The 25,980-nt window shown below is 70.7% G+C and carries 25 protein-coding genes; 13 read left to right on the top strand and 12 right to left on the bottom strand.

What is annotated here, in order from left to right; translation table 11 throughout:
• Positions 1-111 precede the first annotated feature (111 nt).
• Positions 112-474 (top strand): ArsR/SmtB family transcription factor, encoded by a 363-nt coding sequence (locus tag UA74_RS15675; RefSeq protein ID WP_075740946.1) that lies wholly within the window; start codon positions 112-114, stop codon positions 472-474.
• A gap of 205 nt (positions 475-679) precedes the next feature.
• Here UA74_RS15675 and UA74_RS15670 read toward each other — a convergent pair whose 3' ends face one another.
• A complete protein-coding gene (locus UA74_RS15670; protein WP_075764615.1) occupies positions 680-1,315 on the bottom strand; it encodes an NAD(P)H-binding protein in 636 nt (211 codons plus the stop codon).
• A gap of 55 nt (positions 1,316-1,370) precedes the next feature.
• The gene (locus UA74_RS15665) at positions 1,371-1,802 is read right to left on the bottom strand and encodes a VOC family protein (RefSeq protein WP_075743875.1); all 432 of its coding nucleotides are present in this window, start codon (positions 1,800-1,802) and stop codon (positions 1,371-1,373) included.
• Positions 1,803-1,903: 101 nt separating this feature from the next.
• Between UA74_RS15665 and UA74_RS15660 the strand changes: the two genes are divergently transcribed.
• Complete coding sequence (locus UA74_RS15660) at positions 1,904-2,575, top strand: GntR family transcriptional regulator (protein WP_075740944.1); 672 nt, start codon at positions 1,904-1,906, stop codon at positions 2,573-2,575.
• Positions 2,576-3,122: 547 nt separating this feature from the next.
• Positions 3,123-4,058, top strand: a complete 936-nt coding sequence (locus tag UA74_RS15655) for an aldo/keto reductase (protein WP_075740943.1) — start codon at positions 3,123-3,125, stop codon at positions 4,056-4,058.
• A 281-nt stretch (positions 4,059-4,339) separates the two neighbouring features.
• Here the strand turns inward: UA74_RS15655 and UA74_RS15650 are convergent, their stop codons facing one another.
• Complete coding sequence (locus UA74_RS15650; RefSeq protein WP_075764613.1) at positions 4,340-5,110, bottom strand: NAD(P)H-dependent oxidoreductase; 771 nt, start codon at positions 5,108-5,110, stop codon at positions 4,340-4,342.
• Between the two features lie 172 nt (positions 5,111-5,282).
• Here UA74_RS15650 and UA74_RS15645 point away from each other — a divergent pair, with 172 nt between their 5' ends.
• Positions 5,283-6,278 carry a GlxA family transcriptional regulator gene (locus UA74_RS15645; protein WP_075764611.1) on the top strand — a complete coding sequence of 332 codons (996 nt, stop codon included), beginning with the start codon at positions 5,283-5,285 and terminating at the stop codon, positions 6,276-6,278.
• Positions 6,279-6,429: 151 nt separating this feature from the next.
• Here UA74_RS15645 and UA74_RS15640 read toward each other — a convergent pair whose 3' ends face one another.
• Positions 6,430-7,656, bottom strand: a complete 1,227-nt coding sequence (locus UA74_RS15640) for a site-specific integrase (RefSeq protein ID WP_232237781.1) — start codon at positions 7,654-7,656, stop codon at positions 6,430-6,432.
• Between the two features lie 426 nt (positions 7,657-8,082).
• On the opposite strand from UA74_RS15640, the gene UA74_RS15635 reads away from it, so the two are divergent.
• The 4 genes from UA74_RS15635 to UA74_RS15620 all read left to right on the top strand — a co-directional run bounded on the left by UA74_RS15635 (position 8,083) and on the right by UA74_RS15620 (position 11,128).
• Complete coding sequence (locus UA74_RS15635; protein ID WP_075740939.1) at positions 8,083-8,286, top strand: hypothetical protein; 204 nt, start codon at positions 8,083-8,085, stop codon at positions 8,284-8,286.
• Between the two features lie 33 nt (positions 8,287-8,319).
• Positions 8,320-9,036, top strand: coding sequence for a hypothetical protein (locus tag UA74_RS15630; protein ID WP_157434215.1), 717 nt, complete (start codon positions 8,320-8,322; stop codon positions 9,034-9,036).
• Positions 9,033-9,980 carry a DUF6895 family protein gene (locus UA74_RS32855; RefSeq protein ID WP_075764607.1) on the top strand — a complete coding sequence of 316 codons (948 nt, stop codon included), beginning with the start codon at positions 9,033-9,035 and terminating at the stop codon, positions 9,978-9,980. Before UA74_RS15630 ends, UA74_RS32855 begins: the two co-directional genes overlap by 4 nt.
• Before the next feature lie 71 nt (positions 9,981-10,051).
• Positions 10,052-11,128 carry a serine hydrolase domain-containing protein gene (locus UA74_RS15620; RefSeq protein WP_075740936.1) on the top strand — a complete coding sequence of 359 codons (1,077 nt, stop codon included), beginning with the start codon at positions 10,052-10,054 and terminating at the stop codon, positions 11,126-11,128.
• 225 nt (positions 11,129-11,353) lie between these two features.
• Here the strand turns inward: UA74_RS15620 and UA74_RS15615 are convergent, their stop codons facing one another.
• Positions 11,354-12,190, bottom strand: a complete 837-nt coding sequence (locus UA74_RS15615) for an NAD(P)-dependent oxidoreductase (RefSeq protein ID WP_075764605.1) — start codon at positions 12,188-12,190, stop codon at positions 11,354-11,356.
• A gap of 52 nt (positions 12,191-12,242) precedes the next feature.
• Here UA74_RS15615 and UA74_RS15610 point away from each other — a divergent pair, with 52 nt between their 5' ends.
• Positions 12,243-12,602: a MerR family transcriptional regulator gene (locus UA74_RS15610; protein WP_075766157.1), complete on the top strand. Its 360-nt coding sequence runs from the start codon at positions 12,243-12,245 to the stop codon at positions 12,600-12,602.
• A 77-nt stretch (positions 12,603-12,679) separates the two neighbouring features.
• Here UA74_RS15610 and UA74_RS15605 read toward each other — a convergent pair whose 3' ends face one another.
• Positions 12,680-13,513, bottom strand: a complete 834-nt coding sequence (locus UA74_RS15605; protein WP_075764603.1) for a putative protein N(5)-glutamine methyltransferase — start codon at positions 13,511-13,513, stop codon at positions 12,680-12,682.
• 399 nt (positions 13,514-13,912) lie between these two features.
• Here UA74_RS15605 and UA74_RS15600 point away from each other — a divergent pair, with 399 nt between their 5' ends.
• A complete protein-coding gene (locus UA74_RS15600; protein WP_075740932.1) occupies positions 13,913-14,482 on the top strand; it encodes a dihydrofolate reductase family protein in 570 nt (189 codons plus the stop codon).
• A 288-nt stretch (positions 14,483-14,770) separates the two neighbouring features.
• Here the strand turns inward: UA74_RS15600 and UA74_RS15595 are convergent, their stop codons facing one another.
• From UA74_RS15595 to UA74_RS15580, 4 genes are all read right to left on the bottom strand, one after another.
• Positions 14,771-16,015 carry an SWIM zinc finger family protein gene (locus UA74_RS15595; RefSeq protein ID WP_157442228.1) on the bottom strand — a complete coding sequence of 415 codons (1,245 nt, stop codon included), beginning with the start codon at positions 16,013-16,015 and terminating at the stop codon, positions 14,771-14,773.
• Positions 16,012-18,645, bottom strand: a complete 2,634-nt coding sequence (locus tag UA74_RS15590) for a DEAD/DEAH box helicase (RefSeq protein WP_232237846.1) — start codon at positions 18,643-18,645, stop codon at positions 16,012-16,014. Before UA74_RS15590 ends, UA74_RS15595 begins: the two co-directional genes overlap by 4 nt.
• A gap of 436 nt (positions 18,646-19,081) precedes the next feature.
• Positions 19,082-19,783 carry an ABC transporter permease gene (locus tag UA74_RS15585; RefSeq protein WP_404799993.1) on the bottom strand — a complete coding sequence of 234 codons (702 nt, stop codon included), beginning with the start codon at positions 19,781-19,783 and terminating at the stop codon, positions 19,082-19,084.
• Between the two features lie 148 nt (positions 19,784-19,931).
• Entirely contained in the window at positions 19,932-20,912 is a 981-nt protein-coding gene (locus tag UA74_RS15580) for an ABC transporter ATP-binding protein (RefSeq protein WP_075740929.1), read from the bottom strand.
• 290 nt (positions 20,913-21,202) lie between these two features.
• Between UA74_RS15580 and UA74_RS15575 the strand changes: the two genes are divergently transcribed.
• Positions 21,203-22,153, top strand: coding sequence for an aminoglycoside phosphotransferase family protein (locus tag UA74_RS15575; protein WP_075740928.1), 951 nt, complete (start codon positions 21,203-21,205; stop codon positions 22,151-22,153).
• A 440-nt stretch (positions 22,154-22,593) separates the two neighbouring features.
• Here UA74_RS15575 and UA74_RS15570 read toward each other — a convergent pair whose 3' ends face one another.
• Positions 22,594-23,349 (bottom strand): tyrosine-protein phosphatase, encoded by a 756-nt coding sequence (locus UA74_RS15570; RefSeq protein WP_075740927.1) that lies wholly within the window; start codon positions 23,347-23,349, stop codon positions 22,594-22,596.
• Positions 23,350-23,462: 113 nt separating this feature from the next.
• Between UA74_RS15570 and UA74_RS15565 the strand changes: the two genes are divergently transcribed.
• Both UA74_RS15565 and UA74_RS15560 read left to right on the top strand, forming a co-directional pair.
• Complete coding sequence (locus UA74_RS15565) at positions 23,463-24,323, top strand: alpha/beta fold hydrolase (protein WP_075743872.1); 861 nt, start codon at positions 23,463-23,465, stop codon at positions 24,321-24,323.
• Positions 24,324-24,515: 192 nt separating this feature from the next.
• On the top strand, positions 24,516-24,773 hold the full coding sequence (locus tag UA74_RS15560) for a hypothetical protein (RefSeq protein ID WP_232237780.1): 258 nt from the start codon (positions 24,516-24,518) through the stop codon (positions 24,771-24,773).
• 109 nt (positions 24,774-24,882) lie between these two features.
• Here the strand turns inward: UA74_RS15560 and UA74_RS15555 are convergent, their stop codons facing one another.
• On the bottom strand, positions 24,883-25,902 hold the full coding sequence (locus UA74_RS15555) for an aldo/keto reductase (protein ID WP_075740926.1): 1,020 nt from the start codon (positions 25,900-25,902) through the stop codon (positions 24,883-24,885).
• Positions 25,903-25,980: the final 78 nt, after the last annotated feature.

The following is a 25,980-nucleotide window of genomic DNA, read 5'->3' as shown; positions in this document are numbered from 1 at the left end:
GTGCCAGTCGGGGACCGACCCTTTGTACGGTACGTGTCGTACTACGCTGCTTGTCAAACTACGACAGTGCTCGTACATTGTGAGGTGAGCCGCAGGGAAGGAGGTCGGAGCATGGACAAGACCGCCCGCGCTACCCAGGGGCGACAGCTGGAGCACCCCGAGACCGCTCAGATCAGCCTGGAGGACGTGCTCAGCGCGCTGGCCGACCCGATCCGGCTGCGCATCGTGCACGACCTGGGGCAGGGCCACGACGACATGGCCTGCATCGCCTTCGAGCTTCCGGTGAGCAAGTCGACATCGACCCATCACTTCCGGGTACTGCGGGAGGCCGGGATCATCCGTCAGTACTACGAGGGCACTTCCCGCATGAGCCGATTGCGCACCGAAGACCTGGAAGAGCGTTTCCCCGGGCTGCTGTCGGCCGTGCTGCTCGCTCGAAGCGTGGATGCAGTGGTTCCCGGCCGGACGGCCTGAGCGGCGGTCCGGCCGGGATCACCTCTTAGCGCGCGTTCTCGATCCCCGCTTCCTGTTGCGCGGGGCCGGCGTGGCGATCTGCGGCGTTGTCGTCGGTCACCATGGCTCTCTCCTCCGTCTGGCAGCTCAGCCACGCTGATCACCGCGTACGACGGAGGAGGATCAGAAACAGGCTCTCAGGCGCGAGGCTGATCGGCCAGCCTGCTCACGGCCCGCCCGATCGGTCCTCGCCACGGGTCAACTCCACGATCTGGCGATTCACCTCGGGTTCGGACAGGGCCCCGGCGATGAATGCGGCCACGTCATCACGGGGCACGTCGCCATAGACGACGGCAGGTCCGGCGGTGACCAGGCCGGTGCCCTGTTCGTGGGTCAACGTGCCCGGACGAACGATCACCCAGTCCAACCCGGTGCCAGCCAGGTAGGCGTCTGCCTCCTTCTTCGCGGCGGCGTAGTGCTCGAACCCCGCAGAGGGCTCTGCGGCCCCGCGCAGCGCCTCGGGGAACACGGAGACCAGGACGAACCGCTTCGCCCCGGCGTGCTCGGCGGCCTGGGCGGCCTTCTGCAAACCCGTACCGTCGATGGCGGTGGTCTGGTCCATGTCGGTGCCGTGAGCTCTGGCGGAGAAGGCCACCGCGTCGTGGCCGATCATCTTCTCGGCCAGTTGTTCGACCGTGTCGGAGATCAGGTCCCCTGCGATCGGCGCGGCGCCGGAGTCATGCACGGTGTCGGCCTGCTCTGGCCGACGGTACATGCCGCTGACCTGGTCTCCGCGCTGAACGAGCAGGCAGGCCAGCCGCCTGCCTACGCCCCCGGCAGCACCGATCTGGAACACCTTCATGATCGACTCCTCCGCTTGGTGCGAGTGGACAGCCCCGGCCTCCGCCGAAGTCGGCTCACGCTGCGAACACCTGGGAGTCGTCGGCGAAGGCCTTGAACTCCAGGGCGTTGCCTGCCGGGTCGAGCAGGAACATCGTCCACTGCTCCCCGGGTCGGCCTTGGAAACGGACATAGGGCTCGATGACGAAGTCGGTGTTCGCGGCTCGGAGGCGCTCGGCGAGCTCTTGGAACCTGGCCACGGTCAGGATCAGCCCGAAGTGGGGGACCGGCACGTCGTGGCCGTCGACGGGGTTGTGGATGCGCTTCTGCCGTTCGGGGGCGAGGTGGGTCACGAACTGGTGGCCCTGCAGATCCCAGTCGATCCAGGTGTCGCTGGAACGTCCCTGGTTCAGGCCCAGCACTTCGCCGTAGAAGTGGCGGGCAGCGTCCAGATCGTCCACCGGCATGGCCAGGTGGAAGCGGGGGATCGGCGAGTCGAGCACGGTCATCGTCGGATGCTCCTTGTCTTCTCGGTGTCGCTTGGGCACGGGCCAGCCTGACCCTCAATGTCCTAATGTTAACATTAGGACATTGAGGAGGGTGGAATGCGATGAGTGAACCGACACGGGTGGCGCCCGCACGCCGCAGGGGCCTGGCCGACGAAGTTGCCGACCGGGTGCGCGACGCGATCTTCGACGGCTCCTATCCGCCCGGAACTCAGCTGCGAGAGGCGAACCTGTCCGCCGAACTGGAGGTGAGTCGGGGCCCGGTGCGCGAGGCGTTGATGCGCCTGGAGGCCGAAGGGTTGGTGCGCAGCGCCTGGCATCGCGGTGCCACCGTCACCGAGCTCTCCGCCGACGACATCGCCGAGCTCGACAGCCTGCGCGGTGCACTGGAGAACCTGGCGGTGGGGCTGGTGGCCCGAGAGGCGAGCCAGGACGATCTGGCGGCCGTCGAGGCTGCCGCGCGTCGCATGGAGCGCGCCGAGGACGAATACGAGATGGCAGCCTGTGACATCGCCTTCCACGACGCGATCTACCTCGCAAGCGGTCATCGCCGCGTGCACCAGGCGTGGGAGGCCATCCGCTGCCAGGTGCACCTCTTCCTGATCAATCGGATCCGTGCCAACAGCGTCGGCTATCTGGAGCACCTTCCCGGCGAGCACGCCGACCTCGTGGCGGCCCTGCGCACCGGAGACGCCGTGACCGCGGTGCGGCTCTTCGCGGAGCACCGACAGCACGCCATCGACGTGCTCAGCAAGGATGTTCCCCCGGTCCGGTAGGGACACAGGTCTCGTTCTCGGGCACTCCGCCCAAGCTCCAGTCGCCCGTCCAGGTCCAGCACAGTTCGTCCCGATGCCAGAGGAACCGCGCTGCGGAGCAGTCTTCGGTCAGCCCGGCCGGTCCGTTCCCTGCCGCCGAAGCACCTCAGCATGAGCAGATCGATCGCGATGGCTGCCACGTGCGGCTCGATCACTACCACCGTGGCGTTCGGCGCGACGGGCCGCTGACAGTTGATCAGGATCGATCCGGAAGGGCGCTCAACGGTGCGTTGTGAAGCGGTCGGGCACCGTCTCGGATTTCGCTCGGTTCGGGTCCTCAGGAGTCGAACCTGACGACGGAGCTCCACGCCTGCTACAACGGGAGCGGGTTATGATCAACTGGCACGTTGACGGCCGATCAGCGGTGCGACGTCGAAGACCAGCAGGGTCCGGTCCACACCGATCGGGACCCCGTCCGCCCCCTGACGCAGTGTGCCAGGGCGTGTGAGCGATGTTGCGCTGCACAGGGCGATCGAGGCATCGCTCTCTCACGAGGAAAGGTTGATGAATGGATTTTCGCGCGCTCGGAGTATCCGGCCCCCTGGTCTCGGAAGTGGGATTGGGGTGCAACAACTTCGGGACGAAGATCGACGCCGGACAGGCGGCCGCTGTCGTCGGCACCGCCCTGGACCTGGGCATCAACCACTTCGACACCGCCGAGGTGTATGGCGGCGGCACGTCCGAGGAGTATCTCGGCGCGGCCCTGGGTGCACGCCGTGACGATGCGGTGATCGCGACCAAGTACCGGTGGCGTGAACCGGCGGACACCTACCGATCGGGAGAGCTGTCCGCATGGATCACCGACGCGGCCGAACGGAGCCTGCGCAGACTGGGAACGGACCGCATCGACGTCTACTACCAGCACGCCCCGGACCCGCAAGCGCCGGTGGAGGAGATGCTGGAGGCGTTTCAGGCGCTGTTCGCCGCAGGAAAGGTACTGCATTTCGCCCTCGCCAACGTCGACGCCGCGCGGATCGACGCGACCGTGGCGGCGGCGGCCCATCATGACGGCTTCCCGTTACGAGGCGTGCAGATGGAGTGGAACCTGCTGGCGCGGGAGGTGGAGGAGCAGGTCGTGCCTGCCGCCCGTCGGGCGGGGCTGGGCGTCGTGCCCTATTTCCCCCTGGCCTCGGGACTGCTGACCGGGAAGTACAACGGACGCGACGATCTCCCCGAGGGGTCGCGGCTGGCGGTCGTTCCCGGGTTCGCACAGCTGGCGAGCGCGGAGAACCTCGCCAGAGTGGATCGTCTGCTTGACGTCGCCGCTCGACACCGGCGTTCCGTCATCGAACTGGCGATCGGCTGGCTCCTGGCCCAGCCGGACGTGCCCTCGGTGATCGCCGGTGCGACCACCCCGGAGCAGGTCGAGGTCAACGCCGCGTCCCGGGGTTGGATTCCTGGGGCCGCCGAACTGGAGGAGATCGACAAGGTCCTGTCCGACTGAGGTGTCGAGGGCACTGCCTCGGCATCGGGGAACCTCCGAGTGAGAATCCGCGCGCTGAGCACCGGGTTCGGTCCATGCCCGGAATCCCCGGCGCCGAGCTAGCAGGCCGAGGCTGTTCGACCTGCTTTAACTCGAAATTATCTATCACTTCAGTGTCAACTAAAGGCAATACTCAATAAACAACAAACCAAAAACCGCCCAGACCCACCGAGCCGCACCCGTGACGTCGTTCTTCCCTGGCCTGACATGGGCGATGTCAGGCCAGGGAAGAAGGAACGACGTCACGTCGTCTGGTGCACGCTCAGCCCTCGGCGTCCCGCTGCCAGATCGGGACGCAGGACACCGTTGTCGTAGTCGCCGTGGTTCTGGCGGCGGAACGGGATCGGCGTGGCCGTAGCCAAGGTGCGGAGGCGTTCCCGCAGCTCGGCTGCGGCATCGGCGTACTCCGCGTCGGGAAGACGATCCGCCCCGTAGACGGCCAGCGGCGGCAGCACCGACAGGCCGGTGTACCAGAGCGTGCCGTGCTGGATCGGGAACAGGAGTTCGTCGAGATCGCCGTTGACGCCGCGAGGGCCGAGGGCGGCCTCGCCGGAGCCTGCGCTGGTGATGATCATCGCTCGCTTGCCTGCCATCCTGCCCTCGCCGTACCGGAGGGTGCGGCCGTCGGGCCCTGGCTCGCGGACTCCGTAGGCGAAGCCCTTGACGAAGACCCGGTCGAACCAGCCCTTGAGGATCGCGGGCATGCCGTACCACCAGAGCGGGAAGTGCACGATGACGGCGTCGGCCCAGTCGAGTTTCTCCTGTTCGAGGCGGATGTCGGCGCTGAGTGTTCGATTCTCGAAGGCCCGCCGGGAGGTGGAGCCTACGACGAGTCGGCTGGTCGGGTCGTGATCGAAGTCGGCGGCGTCGACGACGGGGTTCCAGCCCATGGCGTAGAGGTCGGACTGGCGGTGTTCATGTCCGAGTGCGGTGAGGGTGCGGAGTCCCTCGTCGCGGAGTGCGCCGTTGAGGGACCGGGGTTCGGGGTGGGCGAAGATCCACAGCACCTTCATGGACTCGTCTCCTGTCGTCGTCGGGACCGGTGGCATTCCGGCCCGCATGAGCGGGCCCGGGGCTGGCGCCGTGACTGCGACAGCGGCGCCGCCGTGGTCACGACAGCGACTCTGCCGCTGCGGGCCCGGCGAGACGAGTGGCCTGTTGGCCATCATGTGAAAGAATCGGGCCATGCAACGCGTGAGCCATCCCGCTCGGCACCTGGTCGCCGTGTTGGTGCGTCCGGGTCTGTTGTCGATGGAGCTGGGGATCGTCCATCGACTGTTCGGGCAGGCCGTCTCAGCCGAGGGTGAGCGCCTGTACGAGGTCGTGACCTGCGCTGTCGTACCGGGTGATGTTCGAACGGATGCCGATTTCACCATCGCCGTCACGCGGGACGCCTCGGTGCTGGCGGCGGCCGACACGGTGGTCGTTCCTGCTTCGGACGAGGATTACGGGCCTGCCGAGGGCGGCCGGATCAGTGCTCCGCTGGCGGCGGCGTTGGCGAGCGTCCGGCCGGGCACGCGGATCGCGTCGATCTGCACGGGTTCGTTCGTGCTGGCGGCGGCGGGTCTGCTCGACGGTCGGCGGGCGACGACGCATTGGCGGTCGTGTGACATGTTCCGGGAGATGTTCCCTGCGGTGGAGTTGGATCCTGACGTTCTCTACACCGATGACGACGGCGTCCTGACGGCGGCCGGGGTGGCCTCGGGGATCGATCTGTGCCTGTACATGATCCGCTGTGATCACGGTGCCGCGGTGTCCAACGAGGTCGCCAGGGGAACGGTGGTGTCGCCGCATCGCGAGGGCGGGCAGGCGCAGTTCATTCGCAGGCCGGTTCCCCCGTCGCGGTCCTCGTCGACCGGTCCGGCTCGTACGTGGGCGTTGGAGCGGTTGGATCGGCCGTTGACGTTGCGGGAGTTGGCGGCTCAGGGGTCGATGAGTGTGCGGACGTTCACCCGGCGGTTCCGGGAGGAGGTGGGGATCTCGCCGGTGCAGTGGCTGACTCAGCAGCGGGTGGAGGCCGCGCGGCGGCTGTTGGAGGAGACGGACCTGTCGGTGGATCAGATCGCCTCGGCCTCGGGCTTCGGGACGGCGACGTCGATGCGGCAGCACCTGCAGGCCGTGGTGGGGGTCTCGCCGACGGCGTACCGGATGACGTTCCGGGGCGCGGTGGTGGGCGCCTGAGGTGTCGCGGCGGTTCGTGGGGAGCCTGAGCGTCGTGTCGGCGGGCGGGTCCGTCGCCCGCTGGGCGCGGCGTCGGAGAGTGCCACGGACCCGCCTGCGGGGAGTGTCTCCCGGTGGTCACGGCGCTGGTGGTGTGGGGTCTTCGTGGTTGTCAGAGCCCGAGGCGGGTGACGGCGTTGTCGTCGAGGGGGTTGGCGACGCGGATGTAGCGGTGCACGGTGCGGGGGTTCGACCAGCGTCCTTGGCGCATGATCTCGCGGTCGCCTGCTCCGCCGAGGGCTGCCTGGGTGGCGAAGCCTGCGCGGAGGGAGTGGCCGCCGAACAGGTTGGGGTCGAGGCCTGCGCGGAGTGCATAGCGTTTGACCAGTTCGGACACTGCTCGGCCGGACAGGGGGCGGTCGGCGACTCCGCCGTGGCGGTTGACGGCGGGCAGCAGGGGGGTTGCGAGGTCGTGCAGGGCGGTGGCGGGGGTGAAGCGGTGGCAGCGGTGTACGCGGTCGTCGGGGCCGGGGGTGTCGAGGAGGGTTCGGACGGCGTCCTGGCCGCCGCGTCGGTGGGTCTCGACGAGTTCGGTCCAGTCGGCGAAGGCGCAGACGGGGCAGGTGTGTGGTCGGGCTCCTCGGGGGAGGACGACCTGGTGGTGTGCGGTGGCGGTGGTGTCGGTCTTGGTGACGCCGAGGTGGACGATGAGTAGGGGTTCGCCGGTGGCGGGGTCGGTCTCGGTGGCGATGTCGGCGAAGGTGAGGGCGGCGAGTTCGCTGCGGCGGAGGGCGCCTGCGAAGCCGACGAGCAGGAGGAGGGCGTCGCGGCGGCGGGTGACGCCGCCGGGCCAGGTCGCGGGGGGTCGTTCGGCGAGGAGTGCTTCGAGGGTGTGCAGGAGTATGGGGCGTTTGCGGGCGGGTCTGGCGCGGCGGGCGCGGCGGATGCCGCGGAGGGTGAGTCGGACGACGTCGGCGCGGGTGGGGGAGGGCAGGCCGTTGGCGGCGTGGACGGCGGCGATGGCGGCGGCCTTGCGGTCCAGGGTGGCTGGGCTGAAGGCCCAACGGGGCGGGTCGGTGCCGTCGCGGCGGGTGTCGGCGGCGAGGGCGAGGTAGACGGCGAGGTCGACGGGGTCGGCGGGGAGTGCCTGTCGGTTCTCGCGGGTGCACCAGGCGGACCAGGCGACCCAGTCGGTGCGGTAGGCGCGCAGGGTGTTGGGTGACTGGGAGGCTTCGAGGTAGCGGGTGAGGGCGTCGGCCTGTTCGGTGTCGAAGCGGGCTCGGACGGTGGCGAGGGCGCGGTGGTCGACCAGGACGCTGCGGTCTGTTCGGTGGCGGAGGGCGGTCTGGACGGGGGCGGGGAGGCGGTCTTCGGGCAGCGTGGTGGGGTGGTCGGTCACCGTCTCATGATCCAGCATGGGGCGGGTCGGCGACTGCGCGCATCTCGCCGCTCTCGTAATCTCATTCTTTAGGGTGGTAAGGCTGCCGCTTCTCCGGCAATTCAGTGACGGTGAGTCGCAATTGGCTCGGGGGGTGGTTCGGCGTCCTCGGCCTAGGGAATGCGGGGCTGGATCTTTCGTCGTCGGCGGGGTCGTGGGGATCGGCGGACGTCGTGTTCCTGGCGAACAGGAACTTCTCGGCAACCGGTCGCCAGTTGGCGATCTCCGTGGCGTAGTTGATCCTCTGACCTGCAGTGATGTTTTCGTTAAATGACATTCATCAATTCCGTGCACCTCGTTCTCCGGTGCTTTCTTTGATCTCGGATCGGTGTCTAACGTGACTCCATCCACAAAACCTGTGGGCCGGGAAGTTTTCGAGGAGGAACGATGCGGACGTTCGACACCACCAGGACACCGATCGCCCCCAGTGCCGAAGAGATTCGGGCGGTGACCGAGCTGATGGAGGAAGTAGAACTTCAGGTCGCCGACCCGCCGCTGTTCGAGCCGAAGGCGGCGGGGCTTCTGCTGCTGGGTCTCCTCCTGGCTCTGTCCCACGGCGTGCCGAAGGAACCGACGGCGCCGCGCAGCTGACAGGGACCGCCGAGGGGAGAGGAAGCCGAAACGGTGTCTCAGCTTGAGATGGAGCCGTCACCCCGTGTGCGCCTGACGGCGTTGACGGACGCACTGGCTGAGAGCGTCGTCCGGGCCCTGCGGGGCCCGGACGACGCGTTCACGCTCAGTGAGTTGGTGGTGTCGTCGGAGGACGGCGGTGGGCTGGCGGCGATCCGGGTGCTGGGGATGGATGCGATGGCGCCGCATCTGCTGGGTGGGCGTCGGCCGAGTCGTGCCGATGTGGAGCTGGTGCTTGCGAGTGTTCGGGCGTTTCCGGTGTTGAGCGTGGATCGGGAGCTGCCTGCGATCCCGAAGGTGCGGGACTGGCTGGCTGCCAGGGCGTTGACCTCGTTGGGTGTGGCGGGGTTGGAGGTGTCCTGGCCGGTGGAGGTCGGGGCCGGGTTCGGCAGGCAGCCGGGGTGGGTGTCGTGGTGTTCGGTGATGGCCCGGTTGTCCACGTTGGCGTTGCCCGGCGTGTACTGCCCGTTGCATGAGGATGCCCGTCGGTTCTCCGCGGATCTGGAACGTGGCGTGACGCGGTCGATGCTGCGGCGTGATCATCGGACGGCGGCTCGGTTGGCGCGGTGGCTGGCGGCGGGGGATGGTGCGGGGTCGGAGTTGTCGCTGTCTGCGGTGTTGCGTCATCTGGAGCTGGTGGCCGGTGGTGATCCGAGGGTGTCGCTGGACGTGGTGGTGGCGGGTCGGATGCTGGAGGGGAGCCGACGATGAACAAGGAGTTGGTGGCGCTGGGCCATCACGTGGCGGGTGCCGCCTTGGGCTGGTTGAGCGCGGCCGGTCCTCATTTTCGGATTCCTCGGGGGCCGGTGAGCGAGATCGACATCGGCGAGTCGATGAAGCCGCTGTGTGAGTTGGCGTTGGCGGGGTCGTTGGCGGTGCGGGAGTCGGTGACGGGCACCAGGGAGGCGCAGATCGCTCCGGAGTTGATCGACTTCGCGTGGAGTGAGTTCGACTCTGGTCGGGTGCTGTTGGAGTTGCAGCGTCGGAGTTCGGCGGAGACCTATCCGTTGGAGACCTATGCGCCGTTCGTGCGGGCGGGCAGGCGGAATGCGGAGCTGGACGAGCTGCTGGTTCATCTGGCGGGGTTGCGGTTCACTCGGGTGATCGAGCAGGTGCCTAATCGGTTGCTGGCGATCGCCGCTGCTCAGCGGGTGATCGGTCTGCCGGAGACGTTGGATCGGGTGGAGTTGACGGCGCGGACGTGGTTGGGCGGCCGGTCGGAGCCGTGGACGGTGGACTTCATGACTGCCTATGCGGTGACGCATACGGTGTTCCATCTGACCGACTGGGGTGCGCACCCGAAGGAGCTGCCGAGTCCGTTGCAGAACTATCTGCATCGGTGGCTGCCCGCGTGGGTGGAGGTGTACCGGGAGGCCGAGCAGTGGGATCTGGTCGGTGAGCTGTTGATGGTGGACCTGTGTCTGGAGGCGCCGAGTTATCCGGTGGCCGCGTGGGTGGCGCTGGCCGGGGCGCAGCGGGAGGACGGGCTGCTTCCGTATGGTGCGGTGCCTGCGCCGGAGTCGATGGCGGAGGCGTTTCGGAACTTCTATCACCCGACGGTGGTGGCGGCGATCGCCGGGACGCTGCTGGTGTCGCGGGGCATGGCGGCGTTGGCGGAGGTGCCTGCGGCCCCGACGCGGGTCGGTGCGCTGTGACGCCTCGGCCTGCTGAACGGCTTGCTGCGGCTCTGCCGGTGTTGCGGCGGTCGTTTCAGGGTGGGGCGTTGGTGGTCGGCACGGTGGTCCGGGGCCGGCGGTCGGTGGTGTGTCATGGCGTGCTGGACCGGGAGGGGCGTCCGCCGGTGGACGCGCGGACGTTGTTCGAGCTGGGCTCGGTGACCAAGACCTTCACGGGGGTGCTGTTCGCCGACATGGTGGAGCGCGGTGAGGTGGGGTTCGACGATCCGATCAGTGCGTATCTTCCTGATGCCGGGCGGTTGCGTCCTGCGACGGCGGCGATCACTCTCGGGCAGTTGGCGTCGCACACCGCCGCGTTGCCTCGGCTGCCTGCCAATCTGTATCGGCGGGCGGCGTCGGCGTGGAGCACCAATCCGTACGCCGGGTACGGGTTGGCGGATCTTCATGCCGCGTTGTGTCGGTTGACTCCTCGGGGGACGCCGGGGGTGACCTGTCGTTATTCGAATCTGGGGATGGGTCTGCTCGGGGTGTTGTTGGGGCGGGCGGTGCGGCAGGACTTTCGGCAGCTGGTGATCGAGCGGGTGTGTCTGCCGTTGGGTCTGCTGCAGACGTGTGTCGATGAGCGGGACCGGCCGGAGCTGCTCAGTGCGGTGGGGCATCGTGGGGGCAGGCGGGTGCCGCCGTGGCGGATGGGGGTGTTGGCGGCGGCCGGGGTTCTGCGTGCCACGCCGGGGGATCTGCTGCGGTATCTGGACGCGCATCTGCGGCCGCATCGCACGGTGTTGGAGCGGGCGTTGTGGCGTACTCATGAGCCGCATGGTCGGGCGCGTGGGGGTGACGAGTCGTGTCTGGACTGGACGCGGCGGGTCAACGCGTCGGGGGAGACGGTGTTCCTGCACAGCGGCGGCACGCGGGGGTGTACGACGTTCTTGGCGTTCTGTCCTCGGTTGGGGACCGGGCTGATGCTGGTCGGGGATTCGACGCCGGGGGTGAGCGGTCGGGTGATCACCGAGGCCTACCGGTTGTTCTCCCAGGTCACCGTCGACGAGGCGGCGTGCCGTGCGGAGGCGCAGACTCGGGTGTGGGCGGCGGCGCCTGCCTATGCGGGTCCGGTGGAGATGCCGGTGCAGCGGGGGGTTCTGCTGCCCGACGGTGTGTCGTTCTGACGTGCTGTCGTCTGGCGGGGCGCTGCGCCGGGTCTGATGTCTCTTCTTCGTCGTCGCCGAGGCGGGCCTGGAGGTCTGCGCGGGCCGCCGGTGTGAGTGACGTCGTCCGTGCGGTCGGCCCGTGTGACGTCGTCGAGACGCCGGCACACGGGCGGGTGTCCGCGGGGTCGGTGGGTGGATCACGACACGACGGCCGGTGTCGGGGGCGCGTTGGGGGTGTCGGGTCTAGCGGGTGGCGAGCCGGGCGTAGCCCGATGATCCGTGTCCGGCGTCGATGGCCTGTTGTACCTCGGCGCGGGCGGCGCTGAGCACGCCGTTGTCCAGGTCGTGGGACCGCACGGTGTCGAGGATGTGGTCCATGGCCGCTGCCGCAGTGGTGATGGCGGCGTCGTCGCCGGGGAAGCGGCCGGTGGTGACCTGGTCGGCGACCTGGTCGATCAGGTCGGGGAACATCCCGACCATCGCCTTGGCGTGTTCCGCGATGTCGGCGGGCTTGATGCCTTCTGCGGTGGCGAGGGCGAAGGTGTGGACGATGCCGCTCATGGCCGTCCAGAACAGGTCTTGCAGGGCCGCGTCGAACCCGGCGGCCCGGCCGGCGTCGTCACCGAGGTAGATCCCGTTCTCGCCGAGGGCGGTGAGGACGGCCTGGTGTTTGGCGTAGACGTCCTGCGGGCCGCTGAAGAACAGTGCGGCGTCGGGGGTGCCGATGGCGTCGGGGGTGGCCATGATCACGGCGTCGAGGTAGTCGATGTCGTGTTCTCGGGCCCAGGCGGCCAGTGCACGGGCCTCTCGGGGGGCGCCACCGCTGAGGTTGACCAGGGTGCGGCCCCGCAGGGCGTCGACGTCGAGGATCGACTGCGCCACCGTGTAGTCGCGCACACACACGAGGACGAGCGGGCTGGCGGTGGTCGCCTCGGCGGCGGTGTCGGCGACGTCGGCGTCGAGGTCGGCTCCTCGGCCCGGGGTGCGGTTCCACACGGTGGTGGGGTGGTCGGCGGCGGTGCAGGCTGCGGCCAGGGCGTGTCCCATGGGGCCGAGTCCGAGGACTGTCACGGAGGTCATGCCGGCTAAGCTAAACCTTCACGTCAACGTGAGAGTCAACCCTGGAGTGGTGATGCGGATCGGGGAGTTGGCGCGGCGCGCGGGCGTCAGTGAGCGCGCATTGCGGTATTACGAGGAGCAGGGTCTGCTGGCTCCCGAGCGCCGTCCGAGCGGTTATCGCGTCTATCGCGCTGAGGATGTCGCGCTGGTGGGGCGGATCAGGGTTCTGCTCGCGGCCGGTCTGAGCACGGCGCAGATCGTGGAGGTGCTGCCGTGCATCGTCGACGACGGCGGGCTGTTGACGCCGGACTGCCCGGAGCTGGTCGACGGGCTGGTGCAGCAGCGTGATCGGATCGACGAGGCGATCGGTGAGCTGGCAGCGACTCGCACCAATCTCGACTCGATCATCACGAGCAGGCGCCGCCCCGGCTGATTCATTCCGGGGTCCGGGGTGTGGGCGGCGGGTCGGGCGGGGCGAATCCACGGGGGTGTCGGCGACTGGGCTTGCGGTCATGACGATCTCGGTCGTCCGATGACGACCGTGGCGTGGAGGTCGTCGGAGGTCGTGACCTCGGGGATCAGGCCGTGGTCGGCGAAGGCGGCGACGGCGCTGGGTGCCTGCCGTTGGCTCGTCTCGACCAGCAGGGCGCCGCGTGGTGCCAGCCAGTGCGGGGCGGCGGCGGCCACCCGTCGCAGGACGTCGAGTCCGTCGGCGCCGCCGTCCAGGGCCGTCCGGGGCTCGTGGAGGCGGGCCTCGGGCGGCAGCAGGTCGAACTCTTCGGTGGGGACGTAGGGGACGTTGGCGACCAGGACGTCGACGCGGCCGCGCAGTGTCGCGGGCAGCGGTGCGTACAGGTCGCCCTGGTGGACTCGGCCGCCGCCAGCCTGGGCGACGTTGCGGCGGGCGCAGGCCACTGCGGCGGGCTCCACGTCCACCGCGTGCAGGTCGACGTGGTCCAGCACGCTCAGCAGGGCGGCGCCCACCGCGCCCGAGCCGCAGCACAGGTCCACCACGACGGTCGCCGGTGGGCTCGGCGCCGCCGGGCCTGGTGTGTGGTGGGCGGCGGTGCGGGCGACTGTGACGGCCTGGCCGACGAGGAACTCGGTGCGTCGGCGGGGGACGAACACGCCGGGGTCCACCGCGATGCGCAGGCCGTGGAACTCCGCCCAGCCCAGGACGTGTTCCAGTGGCAGTCCGGCGGCCCGCTGTTCCACCATGTCGGTCAGTTCGGCGGCGGTGGCGGCTGCCGAGACGAGCAGTCCGGCCTCGTCTTCGGCGAAGACGCATCCTGCGGCGCGAAGTCGGGTGGTGATCGCGGAACGGGTGAGGAGGGAAGCCGACATGGGAGTGAGCCTTTCGCCGATGACGACGGGCGTCGCTCACCTCGGCTACGCCGGGTGGACCGCCCGGCGGCGAGGTGGGAGCACCCGACCTGATCTGGTGGTAATGACTCGCACCTCCTTCTCTGGCGTGTCCACGACCTGCGGCGCCCCACCCTACCGGAGGCTTGATCCGTGGCCGCGACAAGATCATGACGCGGCGGGCGGCCTGGTCGGCGGCGGTGGCGTCGAGCGGTACCGGCGCGGCGGCCGAGGGGCCCGGTCGGGTCTCGAGTGCGACGGTGAGTGTCGAGGAGACGAGGAACACCATCGCCACCGCGGTGAGTTTCGGCCGTCTCGCCGGTCTGTCTCAGAGTCCGGCACGGTGCCGGGTATCGCCTACACAGCTGGGAAGGATGAGAAATGCGCGACGTTGTCTATTCGTTGTCGGTCTCGTTGGACGGATTCATGGAGTCCGCCGACGGCGACATCTCCTGGAGTCTTCCCGACGCCGAGCTGCACGAGTTCCACAACGAGCAGGCTCGTGGCGTGGACACCTCGCTGTACGGGCGTCGCCTGTACCAGGACATGGCAGGCTACTGGCCCTCGGTCGTCGATGACCCGACGGCGAGCAGTCAGGAAGCCGACTTCGCCCGGATCTGGCTGGCCACGCCGAAGGTCGTGTTCTCCCGGACCTTGGAGAAGGTCGAGCACAACAGCACGCTCGTCCGTGACGACCTTGCCGGGGAGGTGGCGCGGCTCAAGGCGCTGCCGGGCGGCGATATGGATCTGGGCGGTGCGGGCATCGCGGCGAGCTTCCTGCGCGAGGACCTGATCGACGAGTTCCGTCTGTTCGTCCATCCCGTGATCCTGGGCGGCGGCACGCCGTACTTCCCGACGCTGCCCGCGCCGTTGTCCCTGCAGTTGGCGGACACCCGCGTGTTCGGCTCCGGTGTGGTGTTCCTGCGGTATCGGCGTTCGGCACGGGACTGAGGCACGCGGCTCGGCGGGCGACCTCGGCCGTCGACCTCGGTGGGCGGGCCGTGCTCGGGCGAGGTCGCGCGCCGTGCAGCGGGGGACGGCGGCTCACCGGCGGGCGGCCACGGGCAGGGTTCGCTCCCCGAGCGGGAGAACCGGCACCGGACCGCCACGCCTCCGTGCCGCAGCCGGGCGATGACGTCGCAGGAGACGGATCAAGGTTCGCTCGTGGCCGGTGCCGTCGGACCGCGCCGCGCGCGGGGGGCAGGCGGTCCCCTGCGGGCGAGGCGGTCCGCGCGCCGGTCAGCCTGCGAGGAGGTCCGCCAGCGCCGCCGTCGGGTCGGTGCCGGGTGCGGCCGCAGGCTGCCAGGAGTCGCCGACCCGGTGGAAGGGGTACCACCGGTCGTCTCGGCCCAGCCGCAGCTGCAGGCCCCGGTCGTCGGCGGTCCACCGGTTGCGCCAGGCTCGCAGCTCGGGAACGTGACCGGGGCGTTCCTCGTCGCGGTAGGCGGTGAGGGCGTCCCGCGCGCGGGCGGCCTGCGCGGCGGTGGGCGTCCACACCGTCTCCAATGCGGCCAGTCCGGCGGGTCCGCCGAGCTGCCAGGCGCGGACCGCCGTGGCGAACGCGGCGGGGTCCTCGGTGGTGGCGTTCAGTCGGGTGTGCAGCGCGGGATCGTCGTAGGTGGCGGCGAGTCGGATTGCGTCGGTGCGTCGATCCAGTGCCGGAGGCGGGGTCGTGGCGGTGAGCAGGGCGGCGGCGCGGTGGGCGGCGTCGGCGGCGAGGAAGGTCAGGGCCGCCGGGGGGATGCCGGGGGCCGAGCCGAACATCGGCGTGGGCGGGTTGTCCCGGATCGGGGGCGGTGGTGGTGGCATCCGGGACACCGGGCGGGCGTAGGACTGGGCGGCGGGGACTCCGCCGGGCGGCGGTGCGGTCGGGTCGGGTCGGCTGTGCCGGTCGGCGGGTCGGGGTTCTGTGGCGGTGCGGGTCTGGAGTTCGTCGAGCAGTTCGGCTCGTTCCCGGCCACGCAGCAGGAACAGCACGAACGGATCGGCGTCCACGAGCCAGCCTGCCTGATAGGACAGGGCGGCGGCGTGGCGGCACGGGTGTTCGAAGCCCACACAGTCGCATTCCGGCTCGAGGTCACCCGGTCCGGGCAGCAGGCGGACGCCCGCGTCGTCGGCAACGTCCACCAGTTCTCGGGGCATGTCCCGGTCCACCAGGGCGGCGACGTGTCCGGCGGTGACGGCGACCTGGTCGAGGAACCGGTCCCAGTCGCGGTCGCTGAGCTGTTCCAGGTGGACGACGCTGTGGTGGGTGCTGCCGTCGGTGTCGTGGACGAGGGCGGCCAGCCTGCCGGGGCTGACGGTGATCGACTCGACGCGGCCGCCGATGGCGTGGCGGCGGCCTCGGCGCAGCTGGTCGACGTCCAGTGAGGTGTCCTCCATGGCCTTCGTCCAGGCGGTGCCCCACCAGGTGCGGGTTCTTCTGATGCGGCCGGGCGGGAACGGGGGGAAGCCCAGTGCGGGTTCGGCTCGACGGGGTGTCACGGTCGGCTCCTCAGTTCGATCGCCTCGGCCAGTTCGCTGTCGGTGAGTTCGGTGAGTGCCTGTTCTCCGGTGGTGAGCACGGCGTCGGCCAGGTCGCGTTTGGCCGCCAGCATCGCGGCGATCCGGTCTTCGAGGGTGCCTTCGGCGATGAGTCGGTGCACCTGGACGGGGCGGGTCTGGCCGATGCGGTGGGCGCGGTCGGTGGCCTGGGCCTCCACGGCGGGGTTCCACCACCGGTCGTAGTGCACGACGTGGTCGGCGCGGGTGAGGTTGAGGCCGGTGCCTGCGGCCTTCAGTGACAGTAGGAACACCGGCACCTCGCCGTCCTGGAAGCGGCGGATCTGTTCTTCTCGTCGGTCGACGGGGGTGCCGCCGTGCAGGAGCTGCACCGGGATGCCTCGGCCGGTGAGGTGGTCGCGGAGCAGTCGTGCCATCGCGACGTACTGGGTGAAGACGAGGACTGAACCGTCGGCGGCGGTGATGGCGTCGACGAGTTCGTCGAGGACGGCGAGCTTTCCGGATCGGTTGTGCAGCCGGGGTCGGGTCTCCTTGAGGTACTGGGCGGGGTGGTTGCAGATCTGTTTGAGGGCGGTGAGCAGGCCGAGGATGAGGCCTCGGCGGTGCATCGCCTCGGCTGAGGCGATGCGGTGCAGGGTCTCGCGGACGACGGCTTCGTACAGGCCTGTCTGTTCGGTGGTGAGGGGCGCCGGGTGGTCGGTCTCGGTCTTGGCGGGCAGTTCCGGGGCGATGCCGGGGTCGGATTTGTGTCGGCGTAGCAGGAAGGGGCGCACGAGTCGGGCCAGGCGGTGTGCGGCCTGGTCGCGGGGTGCGTCGGGGCCGGGGGTCGGCGGGCGGTGCAATGCGGCGGTGTCGCGGCGGAATGAGGGCAGCGTCCCGAGCAGGCCGGGGGTGGTCCAGTCCAGGATCGCCCACAGTTCGGTGAGGTTGTTCTCCACCGGGGTGCCGGTGAGGGCGACGCGGGCGCGCGTGGGGATGCGGCGGAGTGCCGTGGCGGTGCGGGAGCGGTGGTTCTTGACGTGTTGGGCCTCGTCGGCGACGAGGAGTCCCCAGGTGACGGTGGACAGGGCGGTGGTGTCCAGGCGCATGGTGGCGTAGGTGGTCAGGACGATGCCGTCGGTGACGTCGTCGAGGGTGCGGGTGCCGCCGTGGAAGCGGCGCACCGGGGTGTGGGGGGCGAAGCGGGTGATCTCGCGTTCCCAGTTGCCCAGCAGCGACGCGGGGCACACCACGAGGGTCGGTCCGGTGTCGGGGTGGCGGGTTCGGCGGTGCAGGTGCAGGGCGATCACGGTGATCGTCTTGCCCAGGCCCATGTCGTCGGCCAGGCAGCAGCCCAGGCCGAGGGAGGTCATCCGGTCCAGCCAGCGCAGGCCCCGGAGTTGGTAGTCCCGCAGGGTCGCGGCCAGGGCGGCGGGAGCGGGGACGGGCTCCGTGTCGTGTTCGGGGTCGGCGATCCTGGTGCGGAGGGTCTCCAGGGCGTCGACGGCGACGACTTCGACGTCGGTGCCGTCGACGACGGTGTGTCCGGCCAGGGCGAGGCGTAGGGCGTCGACGGCGGGCAGCGGGGGAGTGTGGGTGCGTCGGGCGCGGTCGAGGAGGTCGGGGTCGACGAGCAGCCACTGGTCGCGGAGGCGGACCACGGGGCGGTGGGCTTCGGCGAGGAGGTCGCGTTCGGCGTCGGTGAGGGGGTGGCCGCCCAGGGCCAGCTGCCAGTCCAGGTGCAGCGGCTGGAGGTCGTCGAAGTGGGCGGTGGTGTCGGGGGCCGTGGACCCGCCGCCCGCGACCAGTCGGGTGGTCAGGTCACGGCCGAGGGCGCGCGGCAGGTGCACGTCCACTCCGGCGGCGGCCAGCCTGCGGGCTGCGGAGCCGAGGAGGTCGAACACCTCGTCGTCGGTGATCGCCGTCTCGGCGGGCACGGTCTGCGACAGCAGCCTGCCCAGCGGTTCCCAGTGCAGTGCGGCGCGACGGATCGCCAGGACGGCGTCGACGCGGGTGCGGCCGTCGAAGCCGGTGGGGACGGCGTCGGTCGCGGCCCAGCAGGCGGCGGCGTCGATGACGCGGGTGGGGTCGGCGAGGCTGTGGAGTTGCACGACGACCCGGAAGGAGCCGGGCCCGACGTCGGCCCAGTCCTCGACGGGGTCCTCGGTGTCCAGGCGCAGGGAGATCCGCACCCCGGAGTCGGCGCCTGCGGCGATCTCCTCGGCCCAGCCGCGCAGTGCGGGCAGTCGGCGGGGCGGGGCGGCGGCGAAGGCGGGTGTGCCGGTGGCGTCGGCGGCGGCCGGGCTGCGGGGCAGGGTGTCGGCCACGGCGTCGAGGAAGGCCCGCACCAGCGTGCGGGGGTCGGGTAGCAGGTTCGGGTCGGCACCGGTCGAGGGGAGGGGGACGGCGTGGGCTTCGGGGGGCATGGCCTCGGCCAGTGCGGTGATCTGCTCGGCGTCGTCGGCGTCCAGCGGGCCGACCCGCCAGGCGTCGAGGTCGCCGGGGGACAGGCCGGGCAGCAGTCTGCCCCTGGCGATCAGGTGCAGTGCGAGCCGTAGGGCCGACCGCCAGAACACGGCGGCCGGGTGGGTCGGGCGTTCGGTGTCGCCCAGGAGGGTGAGGGCGTCGCCGATGTCGATCCAGTGGACGGCGACGGTGCGGACGTGCACGGCGCCGTCGACCGGGTCGAGCAGTGCCCAGGGGGTCTGGCCGGGCAGGCCGACGGCGGGTGCGGGCGGGGTCTGGTCGGGCGCGGTGGCGAGGTCAGGAGGAGCGGTCGGGTCCGGGGCGGTGCGGACGGCGAGTCTGCCCGCGCGGGGCGGGTCGGCGGCGACGAACGCGACCGGGCTCGCCCACGGGTTCGGTGTCTCGGGTGCGGCGGCAGGCACGGCATCACGCTCCTTGTCGAGGCGGACGGTTCAAGGGCGGGGAGAAGGAGTCGCGGGGAGACGACACAGCGGTACGGGTTGGCCTGCGAGACGATCCTGCCCCGGTGCGAGGGGCGGCGGGTGTCGCGGTCGACGTCGGGGGAACCGGGTCCGAACCGGCCCTGGTGCGGCGGTGGGTGTTTCATCGGCTCAGGTGTCGGTAGCGGCGTAGGGACAGTGGGATGAAGACCGCCGACAGCAGCACGGGCCAGCCGACGGCCATGGCCACGGCGTGTTGGGCGGCCCAGGACTGCTCGCCCCAGCCCGGATTGCCGAACCGTTCCCGCGCGGCGGCGGCGGTGGCCGACATCGGGTTCCACTCGGCGATGAGCGCCAGTGGTGCGGGCATGGTCTCCGGGGCGACGAAGGCGTTGGAGAGGAACCCCACCGGCCAGACGAGGATCTGCACCATGGCGGCCGACTCGGGGGTCTTGAGCAGCAAACCCAGATACACGCCGACCCAGATGAAGGCGAACCGCAGCAGCAGGAGCAGGGCCACCGCGGCGGCGGCGGCACCGAGTCCGTCGTGCCACCGCCAGCCGACGACCAGGCCGCAGAGCAGGACGACGACCAGCCGGAGCGTCGAGTCGATCACGTCGGCGACGGCGCGGCCGCCGAGCACGGCGGACGAGGCGATCGGCAGGGAGCGGAACCGGTCGGTGACGCCGCGTGCGGTGTCGGCGGTGACGGCCAGCACGGTGGACTCCAGGCCGAAGAGCATGGTCATGGCGAACATGCCCGGCAGGAGGAATTCGCGGTAGTCGCCGCCGCCGGGCACGGTCATCGCTCCGCCGAACAGGTAGCCGAACACCAGCACGAGCATGATCGGGAACAGCAGGTTGATGACGACCGGTGCGGGGTCGGCGGCCCAGCGCAGCAGGTCGCGTCGGGTGACGGCGGCGATGTCGGTGACGGCTCGGCGGGCTCGGTCCGCCGGTCCGCCGGTCCGCCGGTGGTGGTCTCGGGGCGGTCCTCGGCGGTGCGGGGTGTGGTCATGCGGCGGTGTCCTCTCCGGTTCGGCGGGCCGGGTCGGTACGGTCGGTGAGGCTGAGGAACACCTCGTCCAGGGTCGCGCGGCGGCGAGCGACGTCGTGCACGGCGAGGTCTTCGGCGTCCAGGGCGCACAGGACGGCGACCGTGGTGGCCGCCGTGGCCGTGGTGCGGGCGGTGGCGCGGTGGGAGTCCTCGTCGACGGTGACGGCGGTGCCGGTGATGCGGCCGAGGATCTCGGCGGCCCGGCCCAGTTCGGCGCGGTGGGTGACGACGACGTCGAGCCGGTTCACGCCGAGGGAGGTCTTCAGCTCCTCCGGGGTGCCTGAGGCGACGGCGCGGCCGTGGTCCAGGACGGTGATCTGAACGGCGAGCCGGTCGGCCTCCTCCAGGTACTGGGTGGTGAGCAGGACCGTGGTGCCCTCGGCGGCCAGGTCGCGTACGGCCCGCCAGACCTCGTCGCGGCTGCGGGGGTCCAGGCCGGTGGTGGGTTCGTCCAGGAACAGCACGGCGGGTGCCTGGATCAGGCCGACGGCGAGGTCGAGTCGGCGGCGCATTCCGCCGGAGTATCGGGCGGTCTTGCGGTCGGCGGCCTCGGCCAGTCCGAAGCGGGCGAGCAGCTGTTCGGCTCGGCGGTGAGCGGCGCGTTCGTCGAGGTGGTGGAGTCTGCCGAACAGCAGGAGGTTCTGGCGTCCGGTGAGGACCTCGTCGACGGCGGTGTGCTGGCCGACCAGGCCGATACGGCGTCGTACCCCGGCGGGGTCGGTCGCGACGTCGATGCCGCCGATGGCGGCTCGGCCGCCGTCGGCCCGCAGCAGGGTGGTCAGGATGCGCACCGTGGTGGTCTTGCCCGCGCCGTTGGGGCCGAGCAGACCGCAGACGCGGCCGGGCGGCACGGCCAGGTCGAGGCCGGTGAGGACGTCGACGTCGCGGTATCGCCTGCGCAGCCCGTGCACGTCGATGGCGAGCGGTCCGCTGTCCATCAGAAACACCCCCTACTTCGTACAACGTACGGATTAACGCGAACCATCGTACCGTACGTTGTACGGACCTAGGGTCTGGTGGAGATCACGCCCGCACCGGCCGCCTCGGCGAACGTCGGACATGCCGCGAGCAGGCACGCCGCCCGCACCTCGCCCGAACCCCGATCACCCGGCAGCTGACTCACCCGCTCCAGCGGGTCCCCGACGGAGCCAGCAGGAGAAGTGATCGCCGCCGAGCGCCCGCCCTGGCTAGAGTGCAGCTCGATCCGATCGGGAGAGGGAGTGCCGCCATGCCCGCACCAACGCACCGCGTCGAGGTCCCCGCCGCACTCGCCGCCTCCCACGCCCGCTTCGGCGGCGACGCGGGCCGCGCCTGGATCGCCGCCCTGCCCGCCCTCGTCCACGAGATCCTCGAGCGCTGGCAGCTGCGACCGGACGGACCCGGCAGACACGGCATGGTCGCCCTCGTGCTGCCCGTCCTGCGCGCCGACGGAACCCCGGCCGCGGTGAAGTTCCAACCCGTCGACGAGGAGAACGTCGGCGAGCCGATCGGCCTGCGACACTGGCAGGGCGACGGCGTCGTCCGGCTCCTGGCCGACGACCCCGACACCGGCACCCTGCTGCTGGAACGACTCGACGGCGACCGCAGTCTGGCCGGGATGCCCGACGACCTGACGGCCCTGCGGATCCTCGCCGAACTGGGCGCCCGACTGGTCGCCGTGCCCGCCCCGCCCGGCCTGCGCACCCTGGCCGACATCGCCGCCGCCATGCTCGCCGACGTCCCCGCCGCGCAACGGCACCTGTCGGACCCGGCCGACCGCACCCTGCTGCGCGCCTGCGCGACGGCGGTGGCCGAGGTGATCCACGAACCCGGCGACCGGCTGCTGCACTGGGACCTGCACTACGAGAACGTGCTGGCCGCGCCGCCCGGCGGCGACCGCGAGCCCTGGGTGGCCATCGACCCCAAGCCGTTGGCGGGCGACCCCGCCTTCGACCTGCTGCCCGCGCTGGTCAACCGGTGGCCCGACGTCGTGGCCACCGGCGACGCCCCCCGCGCCGTGCTGCGCCGCTTCGACCTGATGACCGAGGTCATGGGCCTGGACCGACAGCGGGCCGTCCACTGGACCCTCGGCCGTGTCCTGCAGAACGCGCTGTGGGACGTCGAGGACGGCGAGACCGCGATCAACGCCGACCAGACCGTCATCGCCCACGCCCTGTCAAGCCGCGTCCGCCACGGCTGAGGCACGTCCGCCACGGTCGGCAGCAGGAGAGGACCGGCTCGGCACGGGTGCACGCGGCCGCCTGGGGCCCGATCCGCGCGCCAGGGGGCTGTCCGGTCGGGGCGGGGTCCGGCCGACTCGTTCCTCGCCCCGCCCCGACGAGCACGCCGATGGAGGTGGCGACCTGGATGGTGCCGCCACCCAGCACCGCAGCAGACACCTGGACGGCCCTGGTCCTCGCTGTCGCAGGCACCGCGGCCTGTTCCGTCGCGGGACCGAGACGCTGACCAGACCGGGTTCGTGCTCGGCGCTGTCCTCGTGAGGGCGGTGGCGGCGGCGTTCACGAGGACAGCAGACCGTGAGCCGATCAGCGTCGGACGGGCCGACCGAGGTCGACGGCGGCCGCGCCCCCACCAGGTCGGTCGAGCACGATGTCGGCGCGGCCGCGCCTCGACGTCGCCTCAGTCGCGACGCCGATCAGCCGGGACCGATTCCAGGAACCGGTCCCGCAGCGCCGTCGCCACCGCGACGTCGTCCAGGCCCAGCCCCCGCACATAACCGGCCACCGACCCGTGCGCGGCGACGAGCTCGGCCAACACCAGGCGCATCGTCTCCTCAGGGGCCTGCCCGTAACCGGGCCACCGCAGCGGCGGCTTGCGCGGGTCGGCATTCCAGTCGGCGATGAACCGCTCCGTGGCCAGCCCGGTCAACGCGTAGTCGGCGACCACGTCCTCCTCGGCCACACCCAGCAGCACCAGCAGCAACGCCGCCAGGACGCCGGTCCGGTCCTTGCCCGTCCGACAGTGGAAGACCACCGGCCCCTCGGCTTCGAAGGCGATCACCTCCAGTGCCCGGCGCAGCTCGGCCGTCCCGTCGGCCAACAGCTCGGCATAACGGTCGGCGAAATACCGGGCAGGCTCGATCGCGGGGTCCAGCGCCGCCTGCTCGTAGGGCCGGTGCTCGACGCTGAGATTGTGATAGGTCAGCCCGTCATACTGCGGCACCCGCCCGTTGGCCGCGATCTCGTACGGATACCGCAGGTCGATCACCGTGCCGATCCCCAACGCGCGGAACCGCTGCCCGTCGGCGGGGCGCAGACTCGACAACGCGTCGGCCCGGAACAGCTGCCGCCACCGCACGGTGCGACCGTCCTCGGCCCGATACCCGCCCAGGTCCCGGAAGTTGTGCACGCCCGCGAAGTCCAGGTGACGATCCATCTGATCATCGTAGAAGCCGGGCGCCGCCGACCGGCCCGGTCCCGGCAGGAGCGGTGGGGTTCGTCCACAGCGGAGGCGACCACGGCCCGGCCTGCCGCGGCTACGGTGCCCTCATGAACAGAGTCGCCGTCAACGGGACCGAGCTGGCCTACGACGAGGCAGGCAGCGGCAACGCCGTGGTGTTCTCCCACGCGGGCATCACCGACCGTCGCCTGTGGGACGCGCAGTTCGAACGGCTGGCCGCCGATCACCGGGTCATCCGCTACGACTGGCGCGGCTACGGCGAATCCGCCGACGCCGACGGCGGCTTCTCCCATGCCGAGGACCTCCTCGCCCTGCTCGACGCCCTCGACGTCGAGCGGGCGGCGCTCGTCGGCTGCTCCAACGGCGGCGCCTACTCCCTGGACGTGGCACTGGCCGCACCGGAACGGGTCTGGAGCCTCACCCTGATCTGCTCCGGGCTCTCCGGACACCACTGGCCCGAGGAGATGCGCGCCTCCGCCCGCGAACGTGTGCACAGCGCCGTCCCCGCCGAGCGACTGCGGGCCTACAACGAACGTCAGGCCCCACACGTGGACCCGGCGGACGTGACGGCGATGGCCCTGGCCCAGGCACGCTTCCTCGTCGCAGGTCCCGACCGTGACCCGGCCGCGCTTGCGCCCGACGTGTGGGCGGCGGCCGTGGCGATGATCGAGGGCGTCTTCGCCCGCACGTGGAACGGCCCGCCCACCCTCGAACGGCCGCACCCCGCGCCCGCGAAGCCCCGGCTCGATCAGGTGCGGGTGCCGACGCTGGTCGTCAACGGCACCGCCGACGTGCGCTGGATCCAGGCCGTCTCCACGATGCTCGCCGAACAGATCCCCGGCGCCCGACGACTCGACCTGCCCGACACCGGCCACCTGCCCCCGCTGGAACGGCCCGAGGAGGTCACCTCGGCCCTGCTCGACTTCCTCGCCGAGACGAGCCCGTCCTGAACCGTCGCCTGTTGGTCAGGCGACGGCCGAACGCCGCAGGCGGGGCCGTCGCCGGCGCACCGCCGCAGGGACCGCGACGACACGGTCGCCGGCCGGAGGATCGTCGAGTGACGCGGGGGCCGGCAGGGATACGAGCTCACGACGCCGGCGAACGCGGGCGGGATCGAGCGGCTCTCGGCGGCGCATGAGGTGGTGGCGGCGCACCACGGCAACAGCTATCTGCCGCTGCTGGAGAAGTTCCACACGAGCCACCGCTTGGCGCTGTTCACCCTGCTCGACACCCTCGACCTGGAGGCCGCCTGCGCGGATCACAGTGTGCTGGACGCGGTGGAGTTCCTGCGCGCGATCCGGGGCCGCACCGGCGAGTACGTCCCGGAGACGGTGACCGTCGGGCATGGGGCGGACGCGGTGACGGTGGCGATCGACGTGGACTTCGTCACCGAGGCGTGACGCAAGATCCTGGTGGTGCAGGACCAGCCGGGCAACCTGGTGCGCCCGCCACCTGGAGGTGTACGACCGCTCAGTTTCTTTGCCGTGCTCGGCGCGGTGGGCCCGGCGGTCAGCGGCGGCGCAGTGCCGGGTTGAGCAGCGCGGGTGGCGTGTCGTTCTTCTCGTGCGCGGCCAGGTCGGTGCCGGGGGCGACGATCGCGTCGATCGCATCGAGCACGTCGGCGGCGAGCACGGTGTCAGCGGCGGCGAGTTGCGAGTGCAGGTGGTCCAGTGTGCGGGGGCCGATGAGCGCGCTGGTCACTGCGGGATGCGTGGTCACGAATCCGAGCGCGAGCTGGATCATGGTCAGGCTGGCTTCGTCGGCGAGTGCAGCCAGTTGTTCGACGGCGTCGAGCTTGGCCCGGTTCGCGGGGATGGCAGTGTCGAAGCGTTGTGGCATGAACGTGGAGCGGCTGGTGGTGATGTCCCGGCCTTCGCGGATCGCGCCCGACAGCCAGCCCGAAGCCAACGGGCTCCACACCAGCACACCGAGCCCGTACTGCTCGGTCACGGGCAGCACGTGGGTTTCGATCCCGCGCTGCAGGATCGAGTAGCTGGGCTGTTCGGTGACGTAACGGCCCAGGTGGTACTCGCGGGCGGCCCACTGGGCCTGCACGATGCGGTGTGCGGGGAACGTCGAGGATCCGAAGTAACGGATCTTCCCCGCGCGCTGCAGGTCGGTCAACGCCGACAGGGTCTCCTCGTCGCCGGTGTTCGGGTCCCACCGGTGGATCTGGTAGAGATCAACGTGGTCGACACCGAGGCGGCGCAGGCTGTTGTCCAGCTCGGTGACCAGCCAGCGGCGCGAACTGCCCTGATGGTTGCGCCCGTCGCCCATCGGCAGGCTCGCCTTCGTGGCCAGCACGATGTCCTCGCGGCGGCCGACGATGGCCTTGCCGACCATCTCCTCCGACTCGCCGCCGCTGTACGCGTCGGCGGTGTCGATGACGTTGATCCCTCCCTCGAGGGCGGCATCGACGATGGCGGTGACCTCGTCCTGAGTGGTGCGCCCGATCTTGCCGAAGTTCATCGCGCCGAGCGCGAGGGAGCTGACCTGCACACCGGTGCGGCCCAAGGTGCGGTACTGCATGAGTCGTGTTCCTCCAGTGCGGATGAAGCGTGGCGGCAACGCATGGCTTGGTTATCGACGCCTGCTCTGACATCATGA

Source organism: Actinoalloteichus fjordicus, from assembly GCF_001941625.1.
Taxonomy (GTDB): domain Bacteria; phylum Actinomycetota; class Actinomycetes; order Mycobacteriales; family Pseudonocardiaceae; genus Actinoalloteichus_A; species Actinoalloteichus_A fjordicus.
This window is presented reverse-complemented; position numbering and strand designations above follow the sequence as displayed.